This is a genomic window from Helcobacillus sp. ACRRO (assembly GCF_022347125.1).
In the GTDB taxonomy this organism is placed as follows: Bacteria; Actinomycetota; Actinomycetes; order Actinomycetales; family Dermabacteraceae; genus Helcobacillus; species Helcobacillus massiliensis.
Genome location: NZ_JAKRNG010000001.1, coordinates 25,185 through 44,700 on the forward strand (window position 1 = coordinate 25,185; position 19,516 = coordinate 44,700).

General features: G+C 70.0%; 16 protein-coding genes. 7 read left to right on the forward strand and 9 right to left on the reverse strand.

Annotation, left to right across the window (positions count from 1 at the left end; genetic code table 11):
* Nucleotides 1-15 precede the first annotated feature (15 nt).
* The 6 genes from MHY20_RS00130 to sucC form a co-directional block, all read right to left on the reverse strand.
* Nucleotides 16-756 (reverse strand): EcsC family protein, encoded by a 741-nt coding sequence (locus tag MHY20_RS00130; RefSeq protein WP_239373661.1) that lies wholly within the window; start codon nucleotides 754-756, stop codon nucleotides 16-18.
* Nucleotides 757-861: 105 nt separating this feature from the next.
* Nucleotides 862-1,869 (reverse strand): hypothetical protein, encoded by a 1,008-nt coding sequence (locus tag MHY20_RS00135; protein ID WP_239373663.1) that lies wholly within the window; start codon nucleotides 1,867-1,869, stop codon nucleotides 862-864.
* 139 nt (nucleotides 1,870-2,008) lie between these two features.
* Nucleotides 2,009-3,013 (reverse strand): NlpC/P60 family protein, encoded by a 1,005-nt coding sequence (locus MHY20_RS00140; protein WP_239373665.1) that lies wholly within the window; start codon nucleotides 3,011-3,013, stop codon nucleotides 2,009-2,011.
* A gap of 226 nt (nucleotides 3,014-3,239) precedes the next feature.
* Nucleotides 3,240-3,953 carry a metal-dependent transcriptional regulator gene (locus tag MHY20_RS00145; RefSeq protein ID WP_239373667.1) on the reverse strand — a complete coding sequence of 238 codons (714 nt, stop codon included), beginning with the start codon at nucleotides 3,951-3,953 and terminating at the stop codon, nucleotides 3,240-3,242.
* Nucleotides 3,954-4,185: 232 nt separating this feature from the next.
* Nucleotides 4,186-5,073, reverse strand: a complete 888-nt coding sequence (gene sucD / locus MHY20_RS00150) for a succinate--CoA ligase subunit alpha (protein WP_183375787.1) — start codon at nucleotides 5,071-5,073, stop codon at nucleotides 4,186-4,188.
* Between the two features lie 18 nt (nucleotides 5,074-5,091).
* Complete coding sequence (sucC, locus tag MHY20_RS00155; RefSeq protein ID WP_239373669.1) at nucleotides 5,092-6,255, reverse strand: ADP-forming succinate--CoA ligase subunit beta; 1,164 nt, start codon at nucleotides 6,253-6,255, stop codon at nucleotides 5,092-5,094.
* Nucleotides 6,256-6,471: 216 nt separating this feature from the next.
* Here sucC and MHY20_RS00160 point away from each other — a divergent pair, with 216 nt between their 5' ends.
* The 7 genes from MHY20_RS00160 (at nucleotide 6,472) to MHY20_RS00190 (ending at nucleotide 13,508) form a co-directional block, all read left to right on the forward strand.
* Complete coding sequence (locus MHY20_RS00160) at nucleotides 6,472-6,735, forward strand: hypothetical protein (protein ID WP_239373671.1); 264 nt, start codon at nucleotides 6,472-6,474, stop codon at nucleotides 6,733-6,735.
* 69 nt (nucleotides 6,736-6,804) lie between these two features.
* Entirely contained in the window at nucleotides 6,805-7,263 is a 459-nt protein-coding gene (locus MHY20_RS00165; RefSeq protein ID WP_239373673.1) for a hypothetical protein, read from the forward strand.
* 53 nt (nucleotides 7,264-7,316) lie between these two features.
* Nucleotides 7,317-10,280: a multicopper oxidase domain-containing protein gene (locus MHY20_RS00170; RefSeq protein WP_239373675.1), complete on the forward strand. Its 2,964-nt coding sequence runs from the start codon at nucleotides 7,317-7,319 to the stop codon at nucleotides 10,278-10,280.
* Between the two features lie 19 nt (nucleotides 10,281-10,299).
* Nucleotides 10,300-10,902 carry a flavodoxin domain-containing protein gene (locus MHY20_RS00175; RefSeq protein ID WP_183375797.1) on the forward strand — a complete coding sequence of 201 codons (603 nt, stop codon included), beginning with the start codon at nucleotides 10,300-10,302 and terminating at the stop codon, nucleotides 10,900-10,902.
* Between the two features lie 109 nt (nucleotides 10,903-11,011).
* Nucleotides 11,012-11,254 carry a FeoA family protein gene (locus MHY20_RS00180; RefSeq protein WP_183375799.1) on the forward strand — a complete coding sequence of 81 codons (243 nt, stop codon included), beginning with the start codon at nucleotides 11,012-11,014 and terminating at the stop codon, nucleotides 11,252-11,254.
* Nucleotides 11,254-13,224 carry a ferrous iron transport protein B gene (feoB, locus tag MHY20_RS00185; RefSeq protein ID WP_239373677.1) on the forward strand — a complete coding sequence of 657 codons (1,971 nt, stop codon included), beginning with the start codon at nucleotides 11,254-11,256 and terminating at the stop codon, nucleotides 13,222-13,224. The genes MHY20_RS00180 and feoB overlap by 1 nt, the downstream gene beginning before the upstream one ends.
* Before the next feature lie 20 nt (nucleotides 13,225-13,244).
* A complete protein-coding gene (locus tag MHY20_RS00190; protein ID WP_183375803.1) occupies nucleotides 13,245-13,508 on the forward strand; it encodes a FeoC-like transcriptional regulator in 264 nt (87 codons plus the stop codon).
* Nucleotides 13,509-13,572: 64 nt separating this feature from the next.
* On the opposite strand, the gene pntB is transcribed toward MHY20_RS00190, so the two are convergent.
* The 3 genes from pntB to MHY20_RS00205 form a co-directional block, all read right to left on the reverse strand.
* The gene (gene pntB, locus MHY20_RS00195; protein WP_183375805.1) at nucleotides 13,573-15,027 is read right to left on the reverse strand and encodes a Re/Si-specific NAD(P)(+) transhydrogenase subunit beta; all 1,455 of its coding nucleotides are present in this window, start codon (nucleotides 15,025-15,027) and stop codon (nucleotides 13,573-13,575) included.
* Nucleotides 15,028-15,029: 2 nt separating this feature from the next.
* Complete coding sequence (locus MHY20_RS00200; RefSeq protein ID WP_239373680.1) at nucleotides 15,030-16,595, reverse strand: Re/Si-specific NAD(P)(+) transhydrogenase subunit alpha; 1,566 nt, start codon at nucleotides 16,593-16,595, stop codon at nucleotides 15,030-15,032.
* A gap of 106 nt (nucleotides 16,596-16,701) precedes the next feature.
* Complete coding sequence (locus MHY20_RS00205) at nucleotides 16,702-19,515, reverse strand: UvrD-helicase domain-containing protein (protein ID WP_183375809.1); 2,814 nt, start codon at nucleotides 19,513-19,515, stop codon at nucleotides 16,702-16,704.
* Nucleotide 19,516: the final 1 nt, after the last annotated feature.

Sequence of the window (19,516 nt, forward strand, 5' to 3'; positions counted from 1 at the left end):
CCAGGGCCGTTCGCGTCAGCGCTTCTTCTGCGCCTTCGCCGCTGCCTTCAGCTCCTTGCGGGACAGCGGCGGGAACGTCGCCTTCGCCGTCTGCGCGATCTTCTTCAGCGCGCGGCGGTCCGCCCACGCACCGAGGACGCCACCAGCGCCGGGGATCGCCTTGCCGAACAGGCGGGCGGAGCGCAGGCTGAAGCGGCGCACAGCGCGGGCGCCGATCGCCTTGGTGATGCGAGAGACATCCGACTGCGGCAGGCGCTTCGCCACCTGGCGGCTCGCCGCGCCGCCGACCGGGCCGAGTCCGACGGAGCCGAGCAGGTCCCCCGATTCCTCCCCGACAAGGGCGGCGAGGATACGGGTGCGGATCTCCTGGTCGTTGATGTCGTAACCGCGCACGCTCGCGATCGCGGCGGTCATGCGGGTGGCGATGACGTAGAACTCGAGCACGTTTGCGGGCAGCATCACCGGCAGGGTGATGGCGCCGCCGAGACCGGTGACGAAGCCGCCGACGGTGGCGCGGCGTCGGTGGCTCGCGATGATCTTCTTGACGGCGCGTTCGGTGGAGCGGCGGCGCTTCGCTCGCTTGGCAACGGTCTTTGCAGACGCGAAGGTGGCCTTGCCGTCGATGCCGATGTCGCGGAAGGTGTTGACGAGGCTTTCGAGCGCCCCCGCGTCCTTACCGGTGCGGGCTTCCTTCATCGCCTTCTTGGCGTCGTCGGTCGCGGTCTTGTCTGTGCGCAGGAAGGAGAGGACCCCCATGACTGCTCCCATCTCCCCGTCAGGGGCGTGCGTTCGAAGATGCCAGTGTAACCAGTTGATAACAATCGGACCTGGGCGGGGCCGCGCACCCGTCGGCTGCTGGTGTCAGCGACCCGGCGCGCAGCTGCCGCCCTCGGGGGCGCAGCTGCCGCCTCCCCCGCCGCCAGCGCTGCCGGGGCGGCCGACGGGTGCCGGCGCCGCAGCGTGCCCAGCCGCCGGGCCGGGCCAGCTCTGGCCTCGAGCCCCGCTCCCACTGCTGGTGGGGCCACGGCCCGTGCCGGTGCGGTTGCGGTGATCGCGGGCGGCCCGCATCGCCATCAGCACGATGCCGATGAGCGCGCTGACCGCCGCCAGGGCGATGCCGAGGCTCACGCCGTGGGGCAGGTCCTTGATCGCCTTCTCTTCGAACGCCGTCACGATCTGGCCGACGAACGGGGCCCTGTCGATCACGTTCGGCACCAGCGCGGGGAGGTTCGTCACCGTGAACCACATGAGCGCCGTGAACACGGCGGCGAAGATGCCGTACATGATGAGCGACGCTCCGCGATGGGTGGCGGTCAGCAGCATCAGCGCCAGGCCCACGAGGGCGATGGCGCCGAGAGCTGCGCGGTTCTCGGTGAGCAGGAGGATCCACTGCATCCATCCCGCATCGAACGAGGCAATGGTGGGCTGCAGGGTGCTGGGGCGCGGCACCGGCACCGGCAGGACGTCCTCGATCGGGCCGACGATCGAATCGTACGCCGGCATCAGGTCCGGCTTCACCTCGACCCTGCCGCCCTGCACCATCGACTCATGCAGGTCGCGCATGGTCTGGTCCCAGATCTGCTGGTACTCCCGTGTGCCGGTGACGGTCTTGACGCCCTTCGCGATCAGGGCATCGACCTGCCCCTTCAGGAATTCGGGGACGTCCACGAGGCTGTGGATCTCGTCGACCGCCGGGGCGGTGAGGTCCTGGCGGGTCTGCGGGGTGTCAGCGATCGGTCGGGTGACGGTGAGGAACCCGCCGCGGTCCACGATGTTGTCCTGCAGCCAGGTGGCGGGCACGAGCAGGAGTGCCGCCGCAAGGGAGACGATCCCCGCGAGCACGCTGATGAGGTTCCGGAGCAGAAGCATGGGTCTCACAGTAGTCGGGCCGGGTGCAGGCAATGCGAGAACCCCACCGGCCCGACGGGGCTACGGTGGGGTTCTCGCTGAGCGGCGGCGTGGTCAGCGCCGGAATCCGCTCGTCACAGTGTCGAAGAGGCGACTGGAATCAGCCGACGCGGTAGTAGCTCCAGTTGGCGTTCCAGAGCTTGCGCTCGGTGGTGAGCTTGCCGGAGCGGCCGGCGTCCACGATCTTGCCGTTGCCGGCGTAGATGCCGACGTGGCCCGGGGTGTAGACGAGGTCGCCGGGGCGGGCCTCGGAAGCGGAGATGCGCTTGGCGCCGGCCACCTGGCCAGCAGCCGAGTGCGGAAGGTGGATGCCGTGCTGGGCGTAGACCCAGGAGGTGAAGCCGGAGCAGTCCCAGCCGGACGGGGTGGAACCGGCCCACACGTACGGGGTGCCGATGCCGCTGCGGGCGGTGGCGAGAATGGAGCTGCCGCGCCCTGCGTTGGAGGGAGCAGAGGAGCGCTTGCTGCTGCGCTCGGAGCGCTGGTCGTCGCCGTTGCCGCGACGCTCGCTGCTGCGCTCGCGATCGTTGGTGCGCTCGCGGTTGCTGCTACGGTTGTTCTCGCGCTCCTGGTTGCGCTCGCGGTTGTTGCTGCGGTTGTTCTCGCGCTCCTGGTTGCGCTCGCGGTTGTTGCTGCGGTTGTTCTCGCTCTCCTGGTTGCGCTCGCGGTTGTTGCTGCGCTCGCGGTTGTTGCTGCGGTTGTTCTCGCGCTCCTGGTTGCGCTCCTCGCGCTGCTGGGCCTCGCGGCGCTCCTGACGCTCCTGGCGCTCGGCACGCTCCTGGGCCTCGCGCCGCTCAGCCTCGCGGCGCTCCTGCTCACGCTGGGCGTCGGTCTTCTCGTCGGTCTTGACCTCGACCTTGTCCTGCTTCACGATCGCGCCGTAGGCCCCCTCGGCCTTGTCGCCCTCCGCGAGAGCGACCGGGATGGTCACGGTGGAGGGAGCGGTGGACGCACCGGCGTTGTTGCCGGTCTCGGAGGAACCGTTGGCCATGGCGGCCGAAGCGGAACCGGAGACGACGAAGCCGGCAGCGAGCATCACGCCGGCGGTCTTACGACCGATCGGTGCGGACAGGATGCCGCGCGGGGTGCCGCGGTGAGTGGGCATGGAGCGAGGAGCCACAGGAGACCTTCCGGATCGTTCGCGGGCCGGCGCCCATCAGGGCTGCGAGGCGGTCCGCGGAGTTCTTGAGCACTGTTGTTTCGGAACGGATTCCGACCCGGGTCGCCCCGGGAACCGACATCCAACCTACGGAAGGCGGGGACTGTTCCCCACTGGACCAGACGAACCTCTACCTGGGTTTTGACAGACCTTTACCCTCGTGGAAGGGGCCTTACCTTTGGGTCACGCAGATGTGGCCGGCATCACTGGGGGTCAGGGTGATCTCCCGGCCCGACGGCCCCGTCATCACCAGCGAATCCGCATCCGAGGCGACCGTGACTCGCGCCCCGGGAACGATCCCGCAGTCCTTCAGATCCCGCAGGAATTCGACGTCCGACTGGATGACCTCACCGATGGCGTCGACCGTCAGCTCCACCTCGCCGCCCTCCGGCAGCTCCACCTGCACGAGGCGCTGAACACCGTCGCCGAGCCGGCGACCGCCATGGGGGCCGGACCCGTCGGCCGTCACCCCCAGCGCGGCCAGGCCCGGGATGGGGTTGCCGTACGGGTCGGCGTACGGCGGTGTGAGCATGGCGGCGATCTTGCGCTCCACGTCTTCGCTCATCACGTGCTCCCAGCGGCAGGCTTCGTCGTGCACGAGCTCGTACTCGAGACCGAGGACGTCCATCAGGTGGCGTTCGGCGAGTCGGTGCTTGCGCATGACCGCACCGGCGATCCCGCGGCCCTCCTCGGTCAGGTGGATGACGCGGGAGTCATCGAGGTACAGCAGGCCGTCGCGCTCCATCCGGCCGACCGTCTGCGACACCGTGGGGCCGGACTGTCCGAGCCGTTCGGCGATGCGGGCGCGCATCGGCGTGATGCCGAGCTCCAGCAGCTCGAACACTGTCTTCAGGTACATCTCGGTGGTATCGATCAGATCGCTCACGGCGCGCCCTCCCTTTCAGCTGGTCACACTGTATCGGGTTGGGGCGGCGCGTCGGCGGGAGAGCAGCGTGGCCACCACGGGAAGCGCTCTGGAAGCCGACGGTCGGCCGGGGCGCCGGGAACGGCGAACGCCGCCCTGCCCACCGGGTGCGGTGGAGAGGACGGCGTCCGACGGGTGCTGCCGCGACCAGAGGCCAGCCCATCGGGGCGCGGCCGGATGCGGCGGTGAGGGCTCAGAGGCCCTTGATGATCTCGCGCATCAGCTCAGCGGTTTCGGTGGGGGTCTTGCCGACCTTCACACCGGCGGCCTCCAGGGCCGCCTTCTTCGCCTCTGCGGTGCCGGAGGAGCCGGACACGATGGCGCCGGCGTGGCCCATGGTCTTGCCCTCCGGGGCGGTGAAGCCCGCAACGTAGCCGACGACCGGCTTCGTCATGTTCGCCTTGATGTAGTCGGCTGCGCGCTCCTCGGCGTCGCCGCCGATCTCACCGATCATGACGACCGCGGCGGTCTCCGGGTCGTTCTCGAACGCTTCGAGGGCGTCGATGTGGGTGGTGCCGATGATCGGGTCGCCGCCGATGCCGATGGCGGTGGTGAAGCCGATGTCGCTGAGCTCGTACATCATCTGGTAGGTCAGCGTGCCGGACTTCGACACCAGGCCGAGCTTGCCGGGACCGGTGATGTTCGAGGGGATGATGCCGGCGTTGGACTGTCCCGGGGAGATGATGCCGGGGCAGTTCGGGCCGATGAGGCGCGTGGTGCCCTTGTCCTTCGCGTAGTTGAAGAACTCGGCGGCGTCCTTCGCGGGGATGCCCTCGGTGATGACGATGGCGAGCTCGATGCCGGCGTCAACGGCCTCGATGACCGCGTCCTTCGCGAACTTCGGCGGCACGAAGAGGACGGACACGGTGGCGCCGGTCTCCTTCATGGCGTCGGCGACGGAACCGAACACGGGCACGGAGCGGCCGCCGTCGAACTCGACGCTCTGGCCGGCCTTGCGGGGGTTGACACCGCCGACGACCTGGGTGCCGGAGTCGAGCATCCGCTGCGAGTGCTTCATGCCCTCGGAGCCGGTCATGCCCTGGACGATGACCTTGCTGTTCTTGTCAAGAAAAATCGACATGCTTCTTCAGGCTCTCTTTCAGTTCGCAGCGAGTTCGGCTGCCTTGGCGGCGCCGCCGTCCATGGTGTCGGCCAGGGTGACGAGGGGGTGGTTCGCCTCGGTGAGGATGGCGCGGCCCTCATCGACCTTGTTGCCGTCGAGGCGGACCACGAGCGGCTTGGTGGCGTTCTCGCCCAGCTTGCTGAGCGCGCCGACGATGCCCTCGGCGACCTTGTCGCAGGCGGTGATGCCGCCGAACACGTTGACGAACACGGACTTCACCTGGTCATCGCCGAGGATGACGTCCAGGCCGTTGGCCATGACCTCAGCGGAGGCGCCGCCGCCGATGTCCAGGAAGTTCGCCGGCTTCACGCCGTGCTCCTCCCCCGCGTAGGCGACGACGTCCAGGGTGGACATGACCAGGCCGGCGCCGTTGCCGATGATGCCGACTTCGCCGTCGAGCTTGACGTAGTTGAGGTCCATGGCCTTCGCCTTGGCCTCCAGCGGGTCCTCGGTCTTGGTGTCGACCAGGGCGGCGTGGTCCTCGTGGCGGAAGTCGGCGTTCTCGTCGATGGTGACCTTGCCGTCGAGGGCGAGGATGTCGCCGTCAGCGGTCTTGACCAGCGGGTTCACCTCGACCAGGGTGGCGTCCTCGTCGCGGTACACGGCCCACAGCTTCTGCAGGACGGGGGCGATCTTCTCACCGGTCTCGGCATCGAAGCCGGCGGCGTCCACGATCTCCTTCGCCTTCGCGTCGTCGATGCCGACGTTCGGGTCCACGGCGATGCGGGCGAGGGCCTCGGGGCGCTCCACGGCGAGCTGCTCGATCTCCATGCCGCCCTCCTTGGAGCACATGGCGAGGTAGGTGCGGTTCGCGCGGTCCAGCAGCAGGGAGAAGTAGTACTCCTCGGCGATGTCCGCACCGGCCGCGATCATGACGCGGTGCACGGTGTGGCCCTTGATGTCCATGCCGAGGATCTGCTCGGCGTACTGCTCGGCTTCGTCCAGCGACTTCGCCACCTTCACGCCACCGGCCTTGCCGCGACCGCCGGTCTTCACCTGTGCCTTCACGACCACGACCGGGGTGCCGATCTTCTCGGCTGCTTCACGGGCGCTGGCAGGATCCTCGGCGACGGCGCCGGGCAGCACGGGGACTCCGTGCTTCTCGAAGATGTCGCGCGCCTGGTATTCGAACAGGTCCACGGAGATAACGTCCTCTCGTCTTGACGTGGGCGGGTGACCCTCGTTGGTCAGCGTGCCGCCTGCGTTCGGGCATAACTGTATCGCGCGCCACCGTCGTCCCACTCCTGCTTGCCGGGCAGCGGACGGGGCAGTCTCCGGCAGGGATCCGAACACCCGGGCACGGCGGTGCCGCGGTCCAGGGCGATGGGGTCCAGGGCGATGCGGCATCATGGGGGCATGTTCTTCTACTCCGGCAGCTCGCGCCGCGGCGGATGCGGCTCGAGCCTGCTGTTCCCGCTGGGCGTGGTGCTCGCACTGTTCCTGGTCCTGCGCCTGGTGGGTGTGCGCAGCACGTTCTCCTCCCTGATCCTGTCGCTTGTGCTGACGGTGGTCCTCAATGTGGGGCTGAACGCGCTGATGAACCGCCGCAGCCGTCGGCCGGGACCGCCCCGCCGCGGCGTGGACGACCAGCGCGGCACCGACATCCGCTTCCGCGACTGACCGCTGCCCACCACCGGGGGCCGGCCGACGCGCCCCCGCCATCCACCCGTTCCTGACCGAGGAGGCTCCGTGGCCGACTGGAAGACCTACGCGAAGGCTGCGCAGCGCACTGCACAGAAGCAGGCGCCCGCCGCAAAGGAGTCGCTGCGCCGCGGAGTGGACGACGCCCGTCTGCACGCCCGCGCCGCCGCCCGCACCGCCGACAAGTCCACCCGGGCCTCCCGCGCGAACGCCCGCCGCACCGCTGCCGCCACCGCGGTCGCCGCACAGAACCACTACCGCCGCGCCAACGTGGGCACCCGGCTGAAGAACGGGGTGCGCGATGCCCTGCTGATGGCACTGGCCGTGTTCGTGCTGTGGGCCGTGATCTCCCGCGTGGCGCCGATCCCGTGGCAGGCCGTGGTGATCGTGGCGCTCGCCCTCGTGGTGGTGCGCATGGGCTGGACCCTCTTCACGATCTGGAAGCCGGAGGAGGAGCCGATCGAGGAGGAGACGGACGCGCAGCGGTCTCGCGGCCGTCGCCGATGACCGGGACCTGAGCCCTCCCCTGCCCGCGTGACCGCGCGTAGCCTGAGGCCACTATGGCTTCAGCGCGCGTCCCCTCCCTCGGCTCCCCGCCCAGCTCTCCCGGCGCCCGACCGAAGCGCCGCGCCTCGTGGCATCGACAGGCCTCGAGGCCGATCATCTGGTGGATGGCGGCGCTGCTGATCTCCGTCGGGGTCCACCCGGTCATCCCGCAGTACCGGTGGCTGCTGGTGCACATGGTGACGCTGGGCCTCGTCACCACCTCGATCATGCTGTGGGGCCAGCACTTCACCGAGGCGCTCCTGAAGACCCGCCTGGCGGAGGAGTCCCGACCCACCCAGGTGCGGCGCCTGTGGATCCATACCGGGATGATCGCCGTGACGATGATCGGCATGGTCGCCGATCTGCCGGTCGTGACCGTGCTCGGCGCGGTCGGGGTGAGCGCCACCGTGCTGTGGTGGGCGGGCTTCCTCATCCAGCAGATCCGGGCCGCGGTCGCGCCCCGGTTCGCGTTCGTCATCCGCACCTACGCCACCGCCGCGATGCTGCTGCCGATCGGGGCGGCTCTCGGCGCGGTCCTCGCGTTCTCCCCCGGTGAGCCGTGGCAGGGCCGGGTGCTGCTCGCGCACCAGCTGGTGAACATCCTCGGCTTCCTCGGCCTGACTGCGTGCGCCACCCTGTTCACCCTGTGGCCCACGATCCTGCGCACCCGGATGCGGCTCGAGCGGGCGCAGCGCACCTCCGCGATGCTGATCGTGATGCTGGTCGGACTGCTGATCGCGGTCGGCGGCGCGCTGATGAACAACGTGCTGATGGGTGCGGCGGGGCTCGTGCTGTACGTGATCGGGTTCCTGGTGATCGCATCCGAGCTGGCGCGCCTGGCGGTGCAGTCGGCACGGCAGAAGCATGCGGCGGAGGTGCCGCTGTTCCCGGCGCTGTCGATGGGTGCGGGCATCGTCTGGTTCGCCGGGACGCTGGTGGCGCTGCTGGTGATGTGGATCAGTCACACGGGCGCCCCCGTGGGCGAAGCAGCCGCCTCCCCGTTGAACTTCTCGCTGCTGGCGTCCACGGTGAAGGCGCTGACGGTGCCGTTCGTGGTCGGCTTCGGCCTGCAGCTGCTGCTGGGAGCTATGAGCTTCCTGATGCCCACCATCATGGGCGGCGGGCCGCGCGCGGTGCAGGCGGGCCTGGCGGAGATGAGCCGCCTCGCCGTGTTCCGGGTGGTGGCGCTGAACCTGGCCATCGCCCTGTTCGCGCTGTCGGAGTCCGACGCGCTTCTCCCCCGCGCCCTGTTCCTCGGCCTGACGTTCGGCACGGGAGCACCGGAGCAGTTCGGGTCCGTCTCGCGGATCCTCGTGTCGCTGCTGGCACTGCTGGTGCTCGCTTCGTTCATCGTGCTGATGAAGCGGATGGTGCGGGTGAGTGTCCGCGAGCGCCTCCAGCAGCGCGCAGACCTCGGGATGCCCGCAGCGCCGCCGACGCAGACGGGGCAGCTGGCTCAGGCGGGGCGGCCGGCGGAGGCAGTGCGGCTGGCGGAAGCGGGGCGGCCGACGGAGGCTGCACGCCCGACGGATTCCGCCGCGACGAACCTGAACCGCCGCCACCTGACGGGCGCGGTGCTCGCCGTGGCGAGCGTGCTGGGGCTGTCGGCGATGGGCCGGGCCGCCGACCCGGCCGCCACCGGAAGCGCAGCAAGCGGGTCGGGCAGCTCCCCGGGCGCGGGCACCGGCGATGGGACGGCTGCGGTGCTCCCGACGGGCCGGACCACCTCCGTCACGGTCCGTGCGAAGGACACGATGCGGTTCGACCCGGACCGCATCACCGTGCCCGCGGGCGATGAGCTCGTCATCACCGTCATCAACGACGACCCCACCCAGATCCACGACCTCGTCCTCGACACCGGCGCCGCGTCCGGCCGCATCAGCGCCGGGCAGAGGGCCACCCTGAAGGCCGGTGTGATCGACCGGAGCATCACCGGTTGGTGCTCGATCGTGGGCCACCGGTCCATGGGGATGGAGCTGCAGATCGTCGCCGACGGCGCACCGAGCGGCACCGAGAGCAGCAGTGACTCCCGCACCGAAGGACACAGTCACCACGGCGCCGAGCCGGGCGATGCCGGAGCCGATCCGCTGGCCCGAGTCACCGCCGACTTCGGTGAGGTCCCATCGGTCACGGCCCGGGACCCGCGGATGCCGGAACCCGTCGGCCCCGCCCTGGAGATCACCGCCGGTGAGAAGGAGCTCGAGATCGCGCCCGGTGTCATGATGCAGGCGATGCCGTTCAACGGCACCGTGATGGGGCCGGTGATCCGCGCCGACCTCGGTCAGGAGATCGCCGTCACCGTGACGAACCGCGGCGCCATGGAGCACTCCATGGACTTCCACGCCGGCACCGTCTCCCCCAGCGTCTACATGCAGGGGATCAAGCCGGGGGCCTCCCTCCACTACCCACTGACCACGGACCACGCGGGGATATGGCTGTACCACTGCTCCACCATGCCGATGACCCACCACCTGTCCGGCGGCATGTTCGGCGCCGTCATCGTGCCGCCGCGCGGGATCGCGGCCGCGGACCGCGAATACGTCCTCGTCCAGTCCGACCACTACCTCTCCCCCACCGAGAAGTCCGGCACGGGCGCACACGCCATCAGCGCGGACAAGATCCACGCCGAGCGGCCCGATTTCACCGTGTTCAACGGCCACGCCACCCAGTACGTGCATGAGCCGCTCACCGCGAAGGTCGGCGAACGCATCCGCATCTGGGTGCTCGCCGCCGGCCCCACCCGCAGCCTGTCGTTCCATGTGGTCGGCGCCGTGTTCGACACCGTGTTCAAGGAGGGCGAGTACCTGTTGCGGCCCGACAACCCGAACGGCGGCGGCGCGCAGGCGCTTGACCTCTCCTCAGCCCAGGGCGGGTTCGTGGAGATGGTGTTCCGTGAGCCCGGCACCTACACCGCCGTCAACCACGCGTTCGCCGACATGGAGCGCGGAGCCCGCGCCCTCATCACCGTCACCCAGTGACCGCACCGAAGGAGCCCCCATGACCCCCAGCAGAAGCGCAGACCGAGGCGACGACCGCAGCGTCGCGATCCTGTTCGCCTCCTGCTACGGCCACACCCGCCGCTACGCCGACTGGCTGACCGAGCAGCTGCAGGCGACGGGCTGCACCGTCCGACTGATCGACGCCCGTGCCGCAGAGGACCCCGTCGGCCTCCTCGCCGGTGCGGAAGGCATCCTCGACGTCATCATCGGCCTCGGCGGCAACTACGGCGGCAGCGTGCAGGGGATGGGCGCCTTCGCCGACGCTGTGCGCGCCCGCCCCGACGCGCGCGCCCTGTTCGCCACCGTCGCGTGGGCGTCGCCGACCCAGACCGAGACGATCCGGAAGCTGCACGAGAAGGCGATCCCGGCCGATATCGCCCCGCGCGTCACCGCGTTCCACCTGCGCGGCGGCATCGACCATCCGCGCCTGTCGCTGAAGCACCGCACCAAAATGCTCGCGCTGAAGACCTATCTGATGTCCAAGCCGGAGTCGGCTCGCACCGAGGACGATCGTGAAACGCTGCAGTTCTGGGGGCAGACGAAGGACTTCACCGACCCGGCGGCTCTGGAGCCGATCGTGGCAGCGGCGCTCGCGGAGTGAGGACGTCAGTCCCGGATCACATCGATGGTCACCTCGGGTTTCGGGATTCTGCTCCTTTGAGGTTGCGCAGAGTCTTGCTCAGCGGGTGAGGGGAGCCTAACCTCAGGCCATGACCGATTCGACTCTGCTGAGCGCACCCCTCTTCTGCGAGCTCGTCCTCGCCGCGGCCCACCCCGATCCCGGGCTGCGTCTGCGCCTGGGTGAGATGGGGCTGCGGCCCGGGTCGCGTCTGCGGGTCGTGCAGAGAACAGTCGGCGGCGGCCGCGTCATCGAAGTCGCGTCCACCCGCATCGCGCTGGACCGGCGCACCTGCCGCGCCCTCGCGGCCGCTGAATCCGCCCACGCCGCCTGATGGCCCGCGTCTCCCCCGCCGCTCCGTCCTGCCACGGCGAATCCTCCACCCGCACCGCCCCGGCGCTCTCACCGGTGGTGGCGTTCGTCGGCGCCCCGAACGTCGGCAAATCCACCCTGTTCAACACCCTCACCGGGTCGAAGCGCACCATGGGCAACTGGCCCGGCACCTCAGTGGAGATCGGCCGCGGCGCCTGGCCCACCACGCGCGGCCCATTCGATGCGATCGACTTCCCCGGCGCCTACTCCCTGGACCCGCAGTCCCCCGATGAGGAGCTCACCCGTGACCTGCTGATCGACGCCCCGATCCAGGAGCGGCCCGACGCTGTCCTCGTCGTCGCCGACGCCACCGCCCTCACCCGCTCCCTCTACATCGCCGCCCAGGTGCGCGAGCACCCCTACCCGGTGGTGGTCGCGCTGACGATGCTGGATGTGGCGCGCCGCCGCGGCATCCGCGTGGACACCACCGCCCTGGAGAAGCACCTGGGCTGCGCCGTCGTCGCGATCGACCCCCGCAAGGGCACCGGGCTCGACGAGCTGGAGGACGCCGTCGGCCGCGCCCTCGAGCACGCCGACCAGGCAGCGCCGCGCGAGCGGGACCTGCCCACCGGAGAGGCCGACGAGTTCGCCCTCGCCGACGAGCGCTTCGCGTGGATCGACGCCGCGGTCGAGGCCTCCACGGTGCGCGCCGCGAACGCGCCGGTCGCGCTCACCTCCCGCATCGATTCGGTCGTCCTCCACCCGATCCTCGGCCCGCTGCTGTTCCTCGCGGTCATGTGGGGCGTGTTCGAACTGACCACCACGATCGCCGCGCCGCTGCAGGACGGGCTGGATCAGCTCGTCTCCGGCCCCGTCTCCGACGGCGCGCGCTGGCTGCTCGCAGCGCTGCACATCGACCACCCAGTGGTGACCGGGTTCCTCGTGGACGGCCTCATCGCCGGCGTGGGCGCCCTGCTGACGTTCGTGCCGCTGATGGCGATCATGTTCCTGCTGCTCGCGCTGCTGGAGGACTCCGGGTACATGGCCCGCGCCGCTGTCGTCTCCGACCGCGCCATGCGCGCCATCGGTCTGCCCGGCAAAGCGTTCCTGCCGCTGCTGGTCGGCTTCGGCTGCAACGTGCCCGCGATCGCCGCGACCCGCGTGCTGCCGGACGCGAAGCAGCGCATCCTCACCAGCCTGCTGATCCCGTTCACGTCCTGCTCCGCGCGGCTGACGGTGTACGTCATGCTCGCCTCCACGTTCTTCCCCGACCGCGCCGGCACCGTCGTGTTCGCGATGTACGTCATATCGGTGGCGCTCGTGATCGTGGTGGGTCTGCTGCTGCGCACCACCCTGTGGCGCACCATGGGGTCCAGCCCCCTCGTGCTGGACCTGCCGCCGTACCAGGCGCCGGTGCCGCGCATCATCGCCTCGGTGACGTGGGTGAAGCTGCGGGCGTTCCTGCAGACCGCCGCCGGCATCATCGTGACGTGCGTGACCCTCGTGTTCCTGCTCCAGGCCACCCCGGCTCCAGGGGCCGACGGCCGCTTCGGCACCGTGGCTCCGCAGGATTCGCTGTACGCCGCGAGCGCCGAGGTGATCACCCCGGTGTTCGCCCCGGCCGGGTTCGATGACTGGCGCACCAGCGGCGCCCTCGTCACCGGCTTCGTGGCGAAGGAAGCGGTGATCTCCAGCTGGGCGCAGACCTACGCGCTGGAGGACCCGTCGGCCCAGGACGCTGAGCAGCAGGGCCGCAGCCAGCTCGGCCGCGCCATCCACCACACGTTCGAGACCACCAGCGGTGGGCACACCACGGCCGCGATCTGGGCGTTCATGATCTTCACCCTCGCCTACACCCCGTGCGTGGCGACCCTCGCGGCGCAGAAGCGGGAGATCGGCTGGGGCTGGACCCTGTTCGGCATCGCCCTGCAGCTTTCGATCGCGTGGGCACTGGCCGTCACGGTGTTCCAGATCCTGTCGCGGGTGCTGTGATGGCCGCGGTCCGGCTCAGCATGCCCCGCACTCGCCGCGGCAGCGCCGCCGGGGGCCGACGGGGCCCGCTGTCCCTCGTCGCTGACGCCGTCGACGCCGGCGCCGGGACAGCGGAGGCCGTGCAGCGGATGACCGGTCTGGACGCCGGCACCGTCGACGCCGCCCTCGGCCACCTGGAGCGCATGGGCCGGGTGGACCGGACCCTGTCGCAGGCGAGCTGCCCGACGGGCGGCTGCCGCACCTGCCCCCTGTCCGAACAGGGCTGCGGGGCGCCGCTCACCTGAGTCGACGCCCCGCAGGGGGTGCTGGCCCGTCAGCGCCGGGATGCCCGCGCCCGAACGGCCCGGGTCACAGTGCCGCGCTGATGGCCTCCACGGAGTCCTTCGCGTCACCGAGCAGCATGTCCGAGTTCTCGTTGAAGAACAGGGGGTTCTGCACGCCCGCGTATCCGGCGCCCATGGACCGTTTGAACACGATGACCTTCTTCGCGTCCCACACCTTCAGCACCGGCATGCCGGCGATCGGCGACCCGGGCTCTTCGGCGATCGGGTTGACGGTGTCGTTCGCGCCGATCACGAGGACGGTGTCGACGGAGTCGAAGTCGTCGTTGATGTCGTCCATTTCGTGGACGATGTCGTAGGGGACCTTCGCTTCGGCGAGCAGCACGTTCATGTGGCCGGGCAGGCGGCCCGCCACCGGGTGGATGCCGAAGGTGACGTCCACGCCGCGTTCGCGCAGCTTCTTGGTGAGCGACGCGACCGGGTACTGCGCCTGCGCCACCGCCATGCCGTAGCCGGGGGTGATGACCACGTGTTCGGATCCGGCGAGCAGCTGCGCGACCTCCGCGGCGGTGGTTTCGGTGTGGGCACCGTAGTCACGGTCGGCGCCGGAGGCGGCACCGCCGTCGGAGCCGAAGCCGCCGAGGATCACGGAGATGAAGGACCGGTTCATCGCCTTGCACATGATGTACGACAGGTACGCACCGGAGGAGCCGACGAGGGCGCCGACGATGATCAGCAGTTCGTTGCCGAGCATGAAGCCGGCCGCTGCGGCCGCCCAGCCGGAGTACGAGTTCAGCATGGAGACGACCACCGGCATATCACCGCCGCCGATCGCGGCGACCATGTGGAAGCCGAGCCACAGCGCGATGACGAGCATCAGCATCAGCGAGATCCAGGCGAGCACGCCGGTGCCGCCGGTGGCGACGAACACGACCCCGAGCACGAGGGTGAGGATCAGCGCCGCGAGGTTCAGCAGGTGGCGGCCGGGCAGCACCAGGGGCGCGCCCTTCATCTTCGCGGACAGCTTCAGGTACGCCACGATCGAACCGGTGAGGGTGATCGCGCCGATGAAGATGCCGAGGAACACTTCGGCGAGGTGGAAGCGGGCGATGTCGGCGGTGACGCCGTGCGGGTGCAGGAACGAGTTCAGGCCGATGAGGACGGCGGCTGCACCCACGAAGGAGTGCAGCATCGCGATCAGCTGCGGCATCCCGGTCATCTCGACCTTCTTCGCCATCGGCAGTCCGATGGCGGCGCCGATGCCCATGGCGAGGGCGATCAGCATGAAGGTGACGAGGGGGCCGTGGAAGTTCGCCGGGTCCACGTGGGACTGCACGAGGGCGCGGGCGATGGTGGCGACCAGGGCGATGACCATGCCGATGGCGCCGAAGGTGTTGCCGCGCTGCGCCGTGGTCTGCTTCGACAGGCCGGCGAGCGCGAGGATGAACAGGATCGCGGAGGCGAGGTACGCAAGGTTGGTGAGCCGTCCGGTCCACTCGATGAGCTGCAGGGTGGTGTCCATGCTCAGGCCTCCGTTCGGAACATGGCGAGCATGCGGTGGGTGACCGCGAAGCCGCCGAAGATGTTGATGGATGCCACGACGATCGCGAGGAAGGCGAGGATCGTGACGGCGATGTTCGAGGACCCGACCTGGAGGATCGCACCGACCAGGACGATGCCGGAGACGGCGTTGGTCTCACTCATCAGCGGGGTGTGCAGGGAGTGCGTGACCGCGGTGATGACGTAGAAGCCGACGACCACGGCGAGCAGCAGCACCATGTAGTCCTGCGCGACCGCGAGCGGAGACGCGAGCACGAGCGCGGCGCCGAGGATGCCGGCGGCACTCATCCAGAGGCGCTGCAGGGTGCGCTTGCGGGACGCTTCGGCGGCGAGGGCCTGCTCGTCCACGGATTCCGGTTCGGGGGTGGGCGCCGTGACCGGCGCGGCGGACACGGTCACCGGGGGCGGTGGCCAGAGGACGTCGGCGGGGCCGACGGGTTCCGGGCGCGCCTGGGTGACGGTGATGGAGCGGACGATCTCGTCCTCGAGGTCGAGGGTGAGCTGCCCGTCCTTGCCGGGGGTGGTGAGGGCGAGGAGGTTCACCAGGTTCTGGCCGTACAGCTGGGAGGACTGGCCGGGCAGGCGGCTGGCGAGGTCGGTGTAGCCGATGATGTGGACGCCGCCGTCGGTGGTGTGGATTTCGCCGGGCCGGGTGAGTTCGCAGTTGCCGCCGTTGGCTGCGGCCATGTCGACGATGACGGAGCCGGGCTTCATGGCGGCGACATCGGCTGCGGTCAGCAGGATGGGCGCGGTGCGTCCGGGGATGTTGGCGGTGGTGATGACGATGTCGGCCTGCGCGGACTGTTCGGCGTAGAGCTTCGCGGCGGCGCGGGCCTGGTCCTCGGTCATCTCCTTCGCGTACCCGTCGGCTGATTTCTCGGTGGCGGCGGGGATGGCGACGAATTCGGCGCCCATGGATTCGACCTGTTCGGCGGTTTCGGGCCGGAGGTCGGTGGCTTTGACGATGGCGCCCATGGAGTTGGCGGTGCCGATGGCTGCGAGGCCGGCGACACCGGCGCCGATGACGTACACGGTGGCGGGCGGCATCTGGCCGGCGGCGGTGATCTGGCCGGTGAAGAGGCGGCCGAAGCGGGAGGCTGCTTCGACGACGGCGCGGTATCCGGCGATGTTGGCCATGGAGCTGAGGACGTCCATCGACTGGGCGCGGGAGATGCGCGGGACGGCGTCGACGGCGAGGCCGGTGATGTTGCGTTCGGCGAGCAGGTCGATCAGTTCGGGGCTGCGGCCGGGCGCCATGCGGGTGATGAGGGTGGATCCGGGCGCCATGGCGGTGATGCGGTCACCGCGGGGTGCGTCGAGGGCGAGGACGATGTCGCTGGTCCAGACGTCGTCGCCGACGATGTGGGCGCCTGCGTCGGTGTAGGCGGTGTCGGGGAAGGCGGCGGGGACGCCGGCTCTGGTCTGGACGGCGACCTCGTAGCCGAGGCCGATGAGTTTCTTGACGGTGGCGGGGGTGGCGGCGACGAGTGTGCCGCCTTCCGCCGCTTCGTTGGGGACGCCGATTCGCACGCATCTGCTCCTTTTCTCAGCGGGGGCGGCCGGAGGGGTGGCCGCTCCCCCAGAGTAGGGGCGGTGCGGCGCCCCGTTTGAGGCACAAGGTCCCCCGCTGGGAGTGTCAGAGCTTCGTGATGGGGGCGTATCGCAGCAGCAGGCGCTTGGTGCCGTGCGGGTCGCGGAACTGCACGGTGACCTGGGTCTTCTCGCCCTGGCCGGTGACCTCGGAGACGGTGCCCATGCCGAAGGAGTCGTGGGTGACGCGGTCGCCGACGGCGAGCGCGGGCAGCTCGCTGGCCTTCTTCGCCGCCCGCCCGGTTCCGAACGAGGGGCGGGACACGCTGCGGCGCCCTCCGCCGACGCCGACGCCGGTGACGGAGGGGCCGCGCTTCGCCCCTGCGGAGCCGTAGCCGGATCCCGTGCTGCCCGTGCTGTCCCAGTCGTCGCTCCAGGAGGAGCCGCCCCAGCCGCCGCTGAAGCCGCCGGTGGTGGAGCCGGCGCGGACCACGTCGAGGAGGTCCTCGGGCACTTCGTCGAGGAAGCGGGAGGCGGGGAAGAACTGGGGCTGGCCCCAGGCGGCGCGCATCTGGGCGCGGGTGATGAACAGCCGCTCGCGTGCACGAGTGATGCCGACGTAGGCGAGGCGGCGCTCCTCCTCCAGTTCGGTGGGATCGTGGAGGGTGCGGGAGTGCGGGAAGGTGCCGTCCTCCATGCCGGTGAGGAAGACGACGGGGAACTCGAGTCCCTTCGCGGTGTGCAGCGTCATGAGGGTGACGAACTGGTCCTCACCGTCGGGGATCTGGTCGGCGTCGGCGACCAGTGACACCTTCTCGAGGAACTGTTCGACCATGCCGCCCGCCGGGTCGTCCGGCCCGGCGGTCGTGCCGTCCGCATCGGTGCCGGCACCCGCCGCGCCCTCGCCTCCGGTGCCGTCGCCCGCGGTGCCGGTGTCGTCGTCGCCGTCGAATTCGGAGGCGGCGGCTTCGGCGGCGGCCTGGTCGGCTTCGAACTCGCCGGCCACGGCGATCAGTTCGGCGAGGTTCTCCAGGCGGGACTCGTCCTGCGGGTCGGTGGAGGAGCGCAGGGCGTCGTCGTACCCGGAGTCGGCGAGGATCGATTCGAGGAGGTCGGCGGGCCCCTCCCCCTGCGCGAGCTTGTCCCGCAGCCCCGCCATCATGGCCGTGAACTTCCGGATGGCGGAGAGGGAGCGGGTGGCGATGCCGGGGGCTTCGTCGGCCCGGTCGAGGGCTTCGCTGAACGCGATGCGCTCCTGTTCGGCGAAGGCGAGGACGGCGCCTTCGGCGCGGTCGCCGATGCCGCGCTTGGGGACGTTGAGGATGCGGCGGAGGTTGATCTCGTCGGCCGGGTTGGACAGGACCCGCAGGTAGGCGATGGCGTCCTTGATTTCGCGGCGCTCGTAGAAGCGGGTGCCGCCGATGACCTTGTACGGCAGGCCGACGCGCATCAGCTGATCCTCGAGGGCGCGGGACTGGGCGTTGGCGCGGTAGAAGATCGCGATGTCGCCGGCCTTGCGGCCGTCGTCGATGAGGGAGTCGATCTGGCGGGTGATGTAGCGGGCTTCGGCGGCTTCGTCATCGGCGACGTACACGGTGATCTTGGGGCCGTCGCCCTGGTCGGTCCACAGGCGCTTGGCGCGGCGGCCGGTGTTCTCGCTGATCACGGAGTTCGCGGCGGAGAGGATGGTCTGCGTGGACCGATAGTTCTGCTCCAGCACGATGGTGCGCGCGGTCGGGAAGTCCTCTTCGAACTCGATGATGTTCCGGATGGTGGCGCCGCGGAACGCATAGATGGACTGATCGGAGTCGCCCACCACGGTGAGGTCGGCGTGCGGGTCATCGCCCACGAGCTGTCGCACCAGTTCGTACTGGGCGTGGTTGGTGTCCTGGTATTCGTCCACCATGACGTGGCGGAAGCGCCGGCGGTAGTTGTCGCGCACTCCCGGGTTGTCGCGCAGAACCGCGACGGTGAGGCCGATCAGGTCATCGAAGTCGACCGCGTTCGCCAGGCGGAGGCGCTCGGTGTAGGTGGTGTAGATCGAGGCGATGGTGCGGTCGAACTCGTTGCGGGAGTCCTTCGCCTCCTCCGCGAACTGTTCGGCGGTGATCAGCTCGTTCTTCAGCGAGGAGATCTTGTTCGCGAACGGGCGCGGCGGCATCTTCTTGGAGTCCAGGCCCATGTCCTTGGCGATGTTCGTGATCAGGCGCAGGGAGTCCTGCGAGTCATAGATCGTGAACGTGGACTTCAGACCCGCGGCCTGTGCTTCGCGGCGCAGGATCCGCACGCAGGCGGAGTGGAACGTGGACACCCACATGGACCGGCCGGCCGGGCCGATCAGCGCCTCCACGCGCTCCTTCATCTCGGCGGCGGCCTTGTTGGTGAAGGTGATCGCGAGGATCTCCCCGGGCAGGGCGGTGCCGGTGCGCAGCAGGTGCGCAATGCGCCGGGTGAGGACGCGGGTCTTGCCGGAGCCGGCGCCGGCCACGATCAGCAGCGGGGACCCGCGGTGCTCCACGGCCAGGCGCTGCGGCTCGTTGAGACCGGCCACGATCTCCTCGACAGCGCCCGCATCGGCGGCACCCCAGGCGGGCGCACCTCGGTGCAGCTGCCGCTCCGGAACGTCATCGGGAATCGGCGCGATATCGATCTCGGGCGGCATCACCGGATCGCCTTCGGGCGGGAACGCCTCGTCCGGAGGGAGATCGGAGTCCGACGGCGCTTCGCTGAAGCCCCAGTGCTCGCTCTCCGGCGGAAACGCGTCCTCCGGCGGGAACGAGTCCTCCTCCGGAGCGAACGAGTCACCCGCGGAGGCAGGGGCATCCGACGGGGTCTCGGGGTTGTCCCGGTCCCCGTCGGCCTTCACCCCTTCCAGGCGGCGGAAGGATTCGGGCAGCGAGAAGTCGTCGAACAGCGACATG

What these genes read in the sequence shown, in the direction of transcription:
- MHY20_RS00130 (WP_239373661.1), bottom strand. Translation starts at nt 756, where the DNA reads ATGGGGGTCCTCTCCTTCCTGCGCACAGACAAGACCGCGACCGACGAC.
- MHY20_RS00135 (WP_239373663.1), bottom strand. Translation starts at nt 1,869, where the DNA reads ATGCTTCTGCTCCGGAACCTCATCAGCGTGCTCGCGGGGATCGTCTCC.
- MHY20_RS00140 (WP_239373665.1), bottom strand. Translation starts at nt 3,013, where the DNA reads ATGCCCACTCACCGCGGCACCCCGCGCGGCATCCTGTCCGCACCGATC.
- sucD (WP_183375787.1), bottom strand. Translation starts at nt 5,073, where the DNA reads ATGTCGATTTTTCTTGACAAGAACAGCAAGGTCATCGTCCAGGGCATG.
- MHY20_RS00160 (WP_239373671.1), top strand. Translation starts at nt 6,472, where the DNA reads ATGTTCTTCTACTCCGGCAGCTCGCGCCGCGGCGGATGCGGCTCGAGC.
- MHY20_RS00170 (WP_239373675.1), top strand. Translation starts at nt 7,317, where the DNA reads ATGGCTTCAGCGCGCGTCCCCTCCCTCGGCTCCCCGCCCAGCTCTCCC.
- MHY20_RS00175 (WP_183375797.1), top strand. Translation starts at nt 10,300, where the DNA reads ATGACCCCCAGCAGAAGCGCAGACCGAGGCGACGACCGCAGCGTCGCG.
- MHY20_RS00180 (WP_183375799.1), top strand. Translation starts at nt 11,012, where the DNA reads ATGACCGATTCGACTCTGCTGAGCGCACCCCTCTTCTGCGAGCTCGTC.
- feoB (WP_239373677.1), top strand. Translation starts at nt 11,254, where the DNA reads ATGGCCCGCGTCTCCCCCGCCGCTCCGTCCTGCCACGGCGAATCCTCC.
- MHY20_RS00190 (WP_183375803.1), top strand. Translation starts at nt 13,245, where the DNA reads ATGCCCCGCACTCGCCGCGGCAGCGCCGCCGGGGGCCGACGGGGCCCG.
- pntB (WP_183375805.1), bottom strand. Translation starts at nt 15,027, where the DNA reads ATGGACACCACCCTGCAGCTCATCGAGTGGACCGGACGGCTCACCAAC.
- MHY20_RS00205 (WP_183375809.1), bottom strand. Translation starts at nt 19,515, where the DNA reads ATGTCGCTGTTCGACGACTTCTCGCTGCCCGAATCCTTCCGCCGCCTG.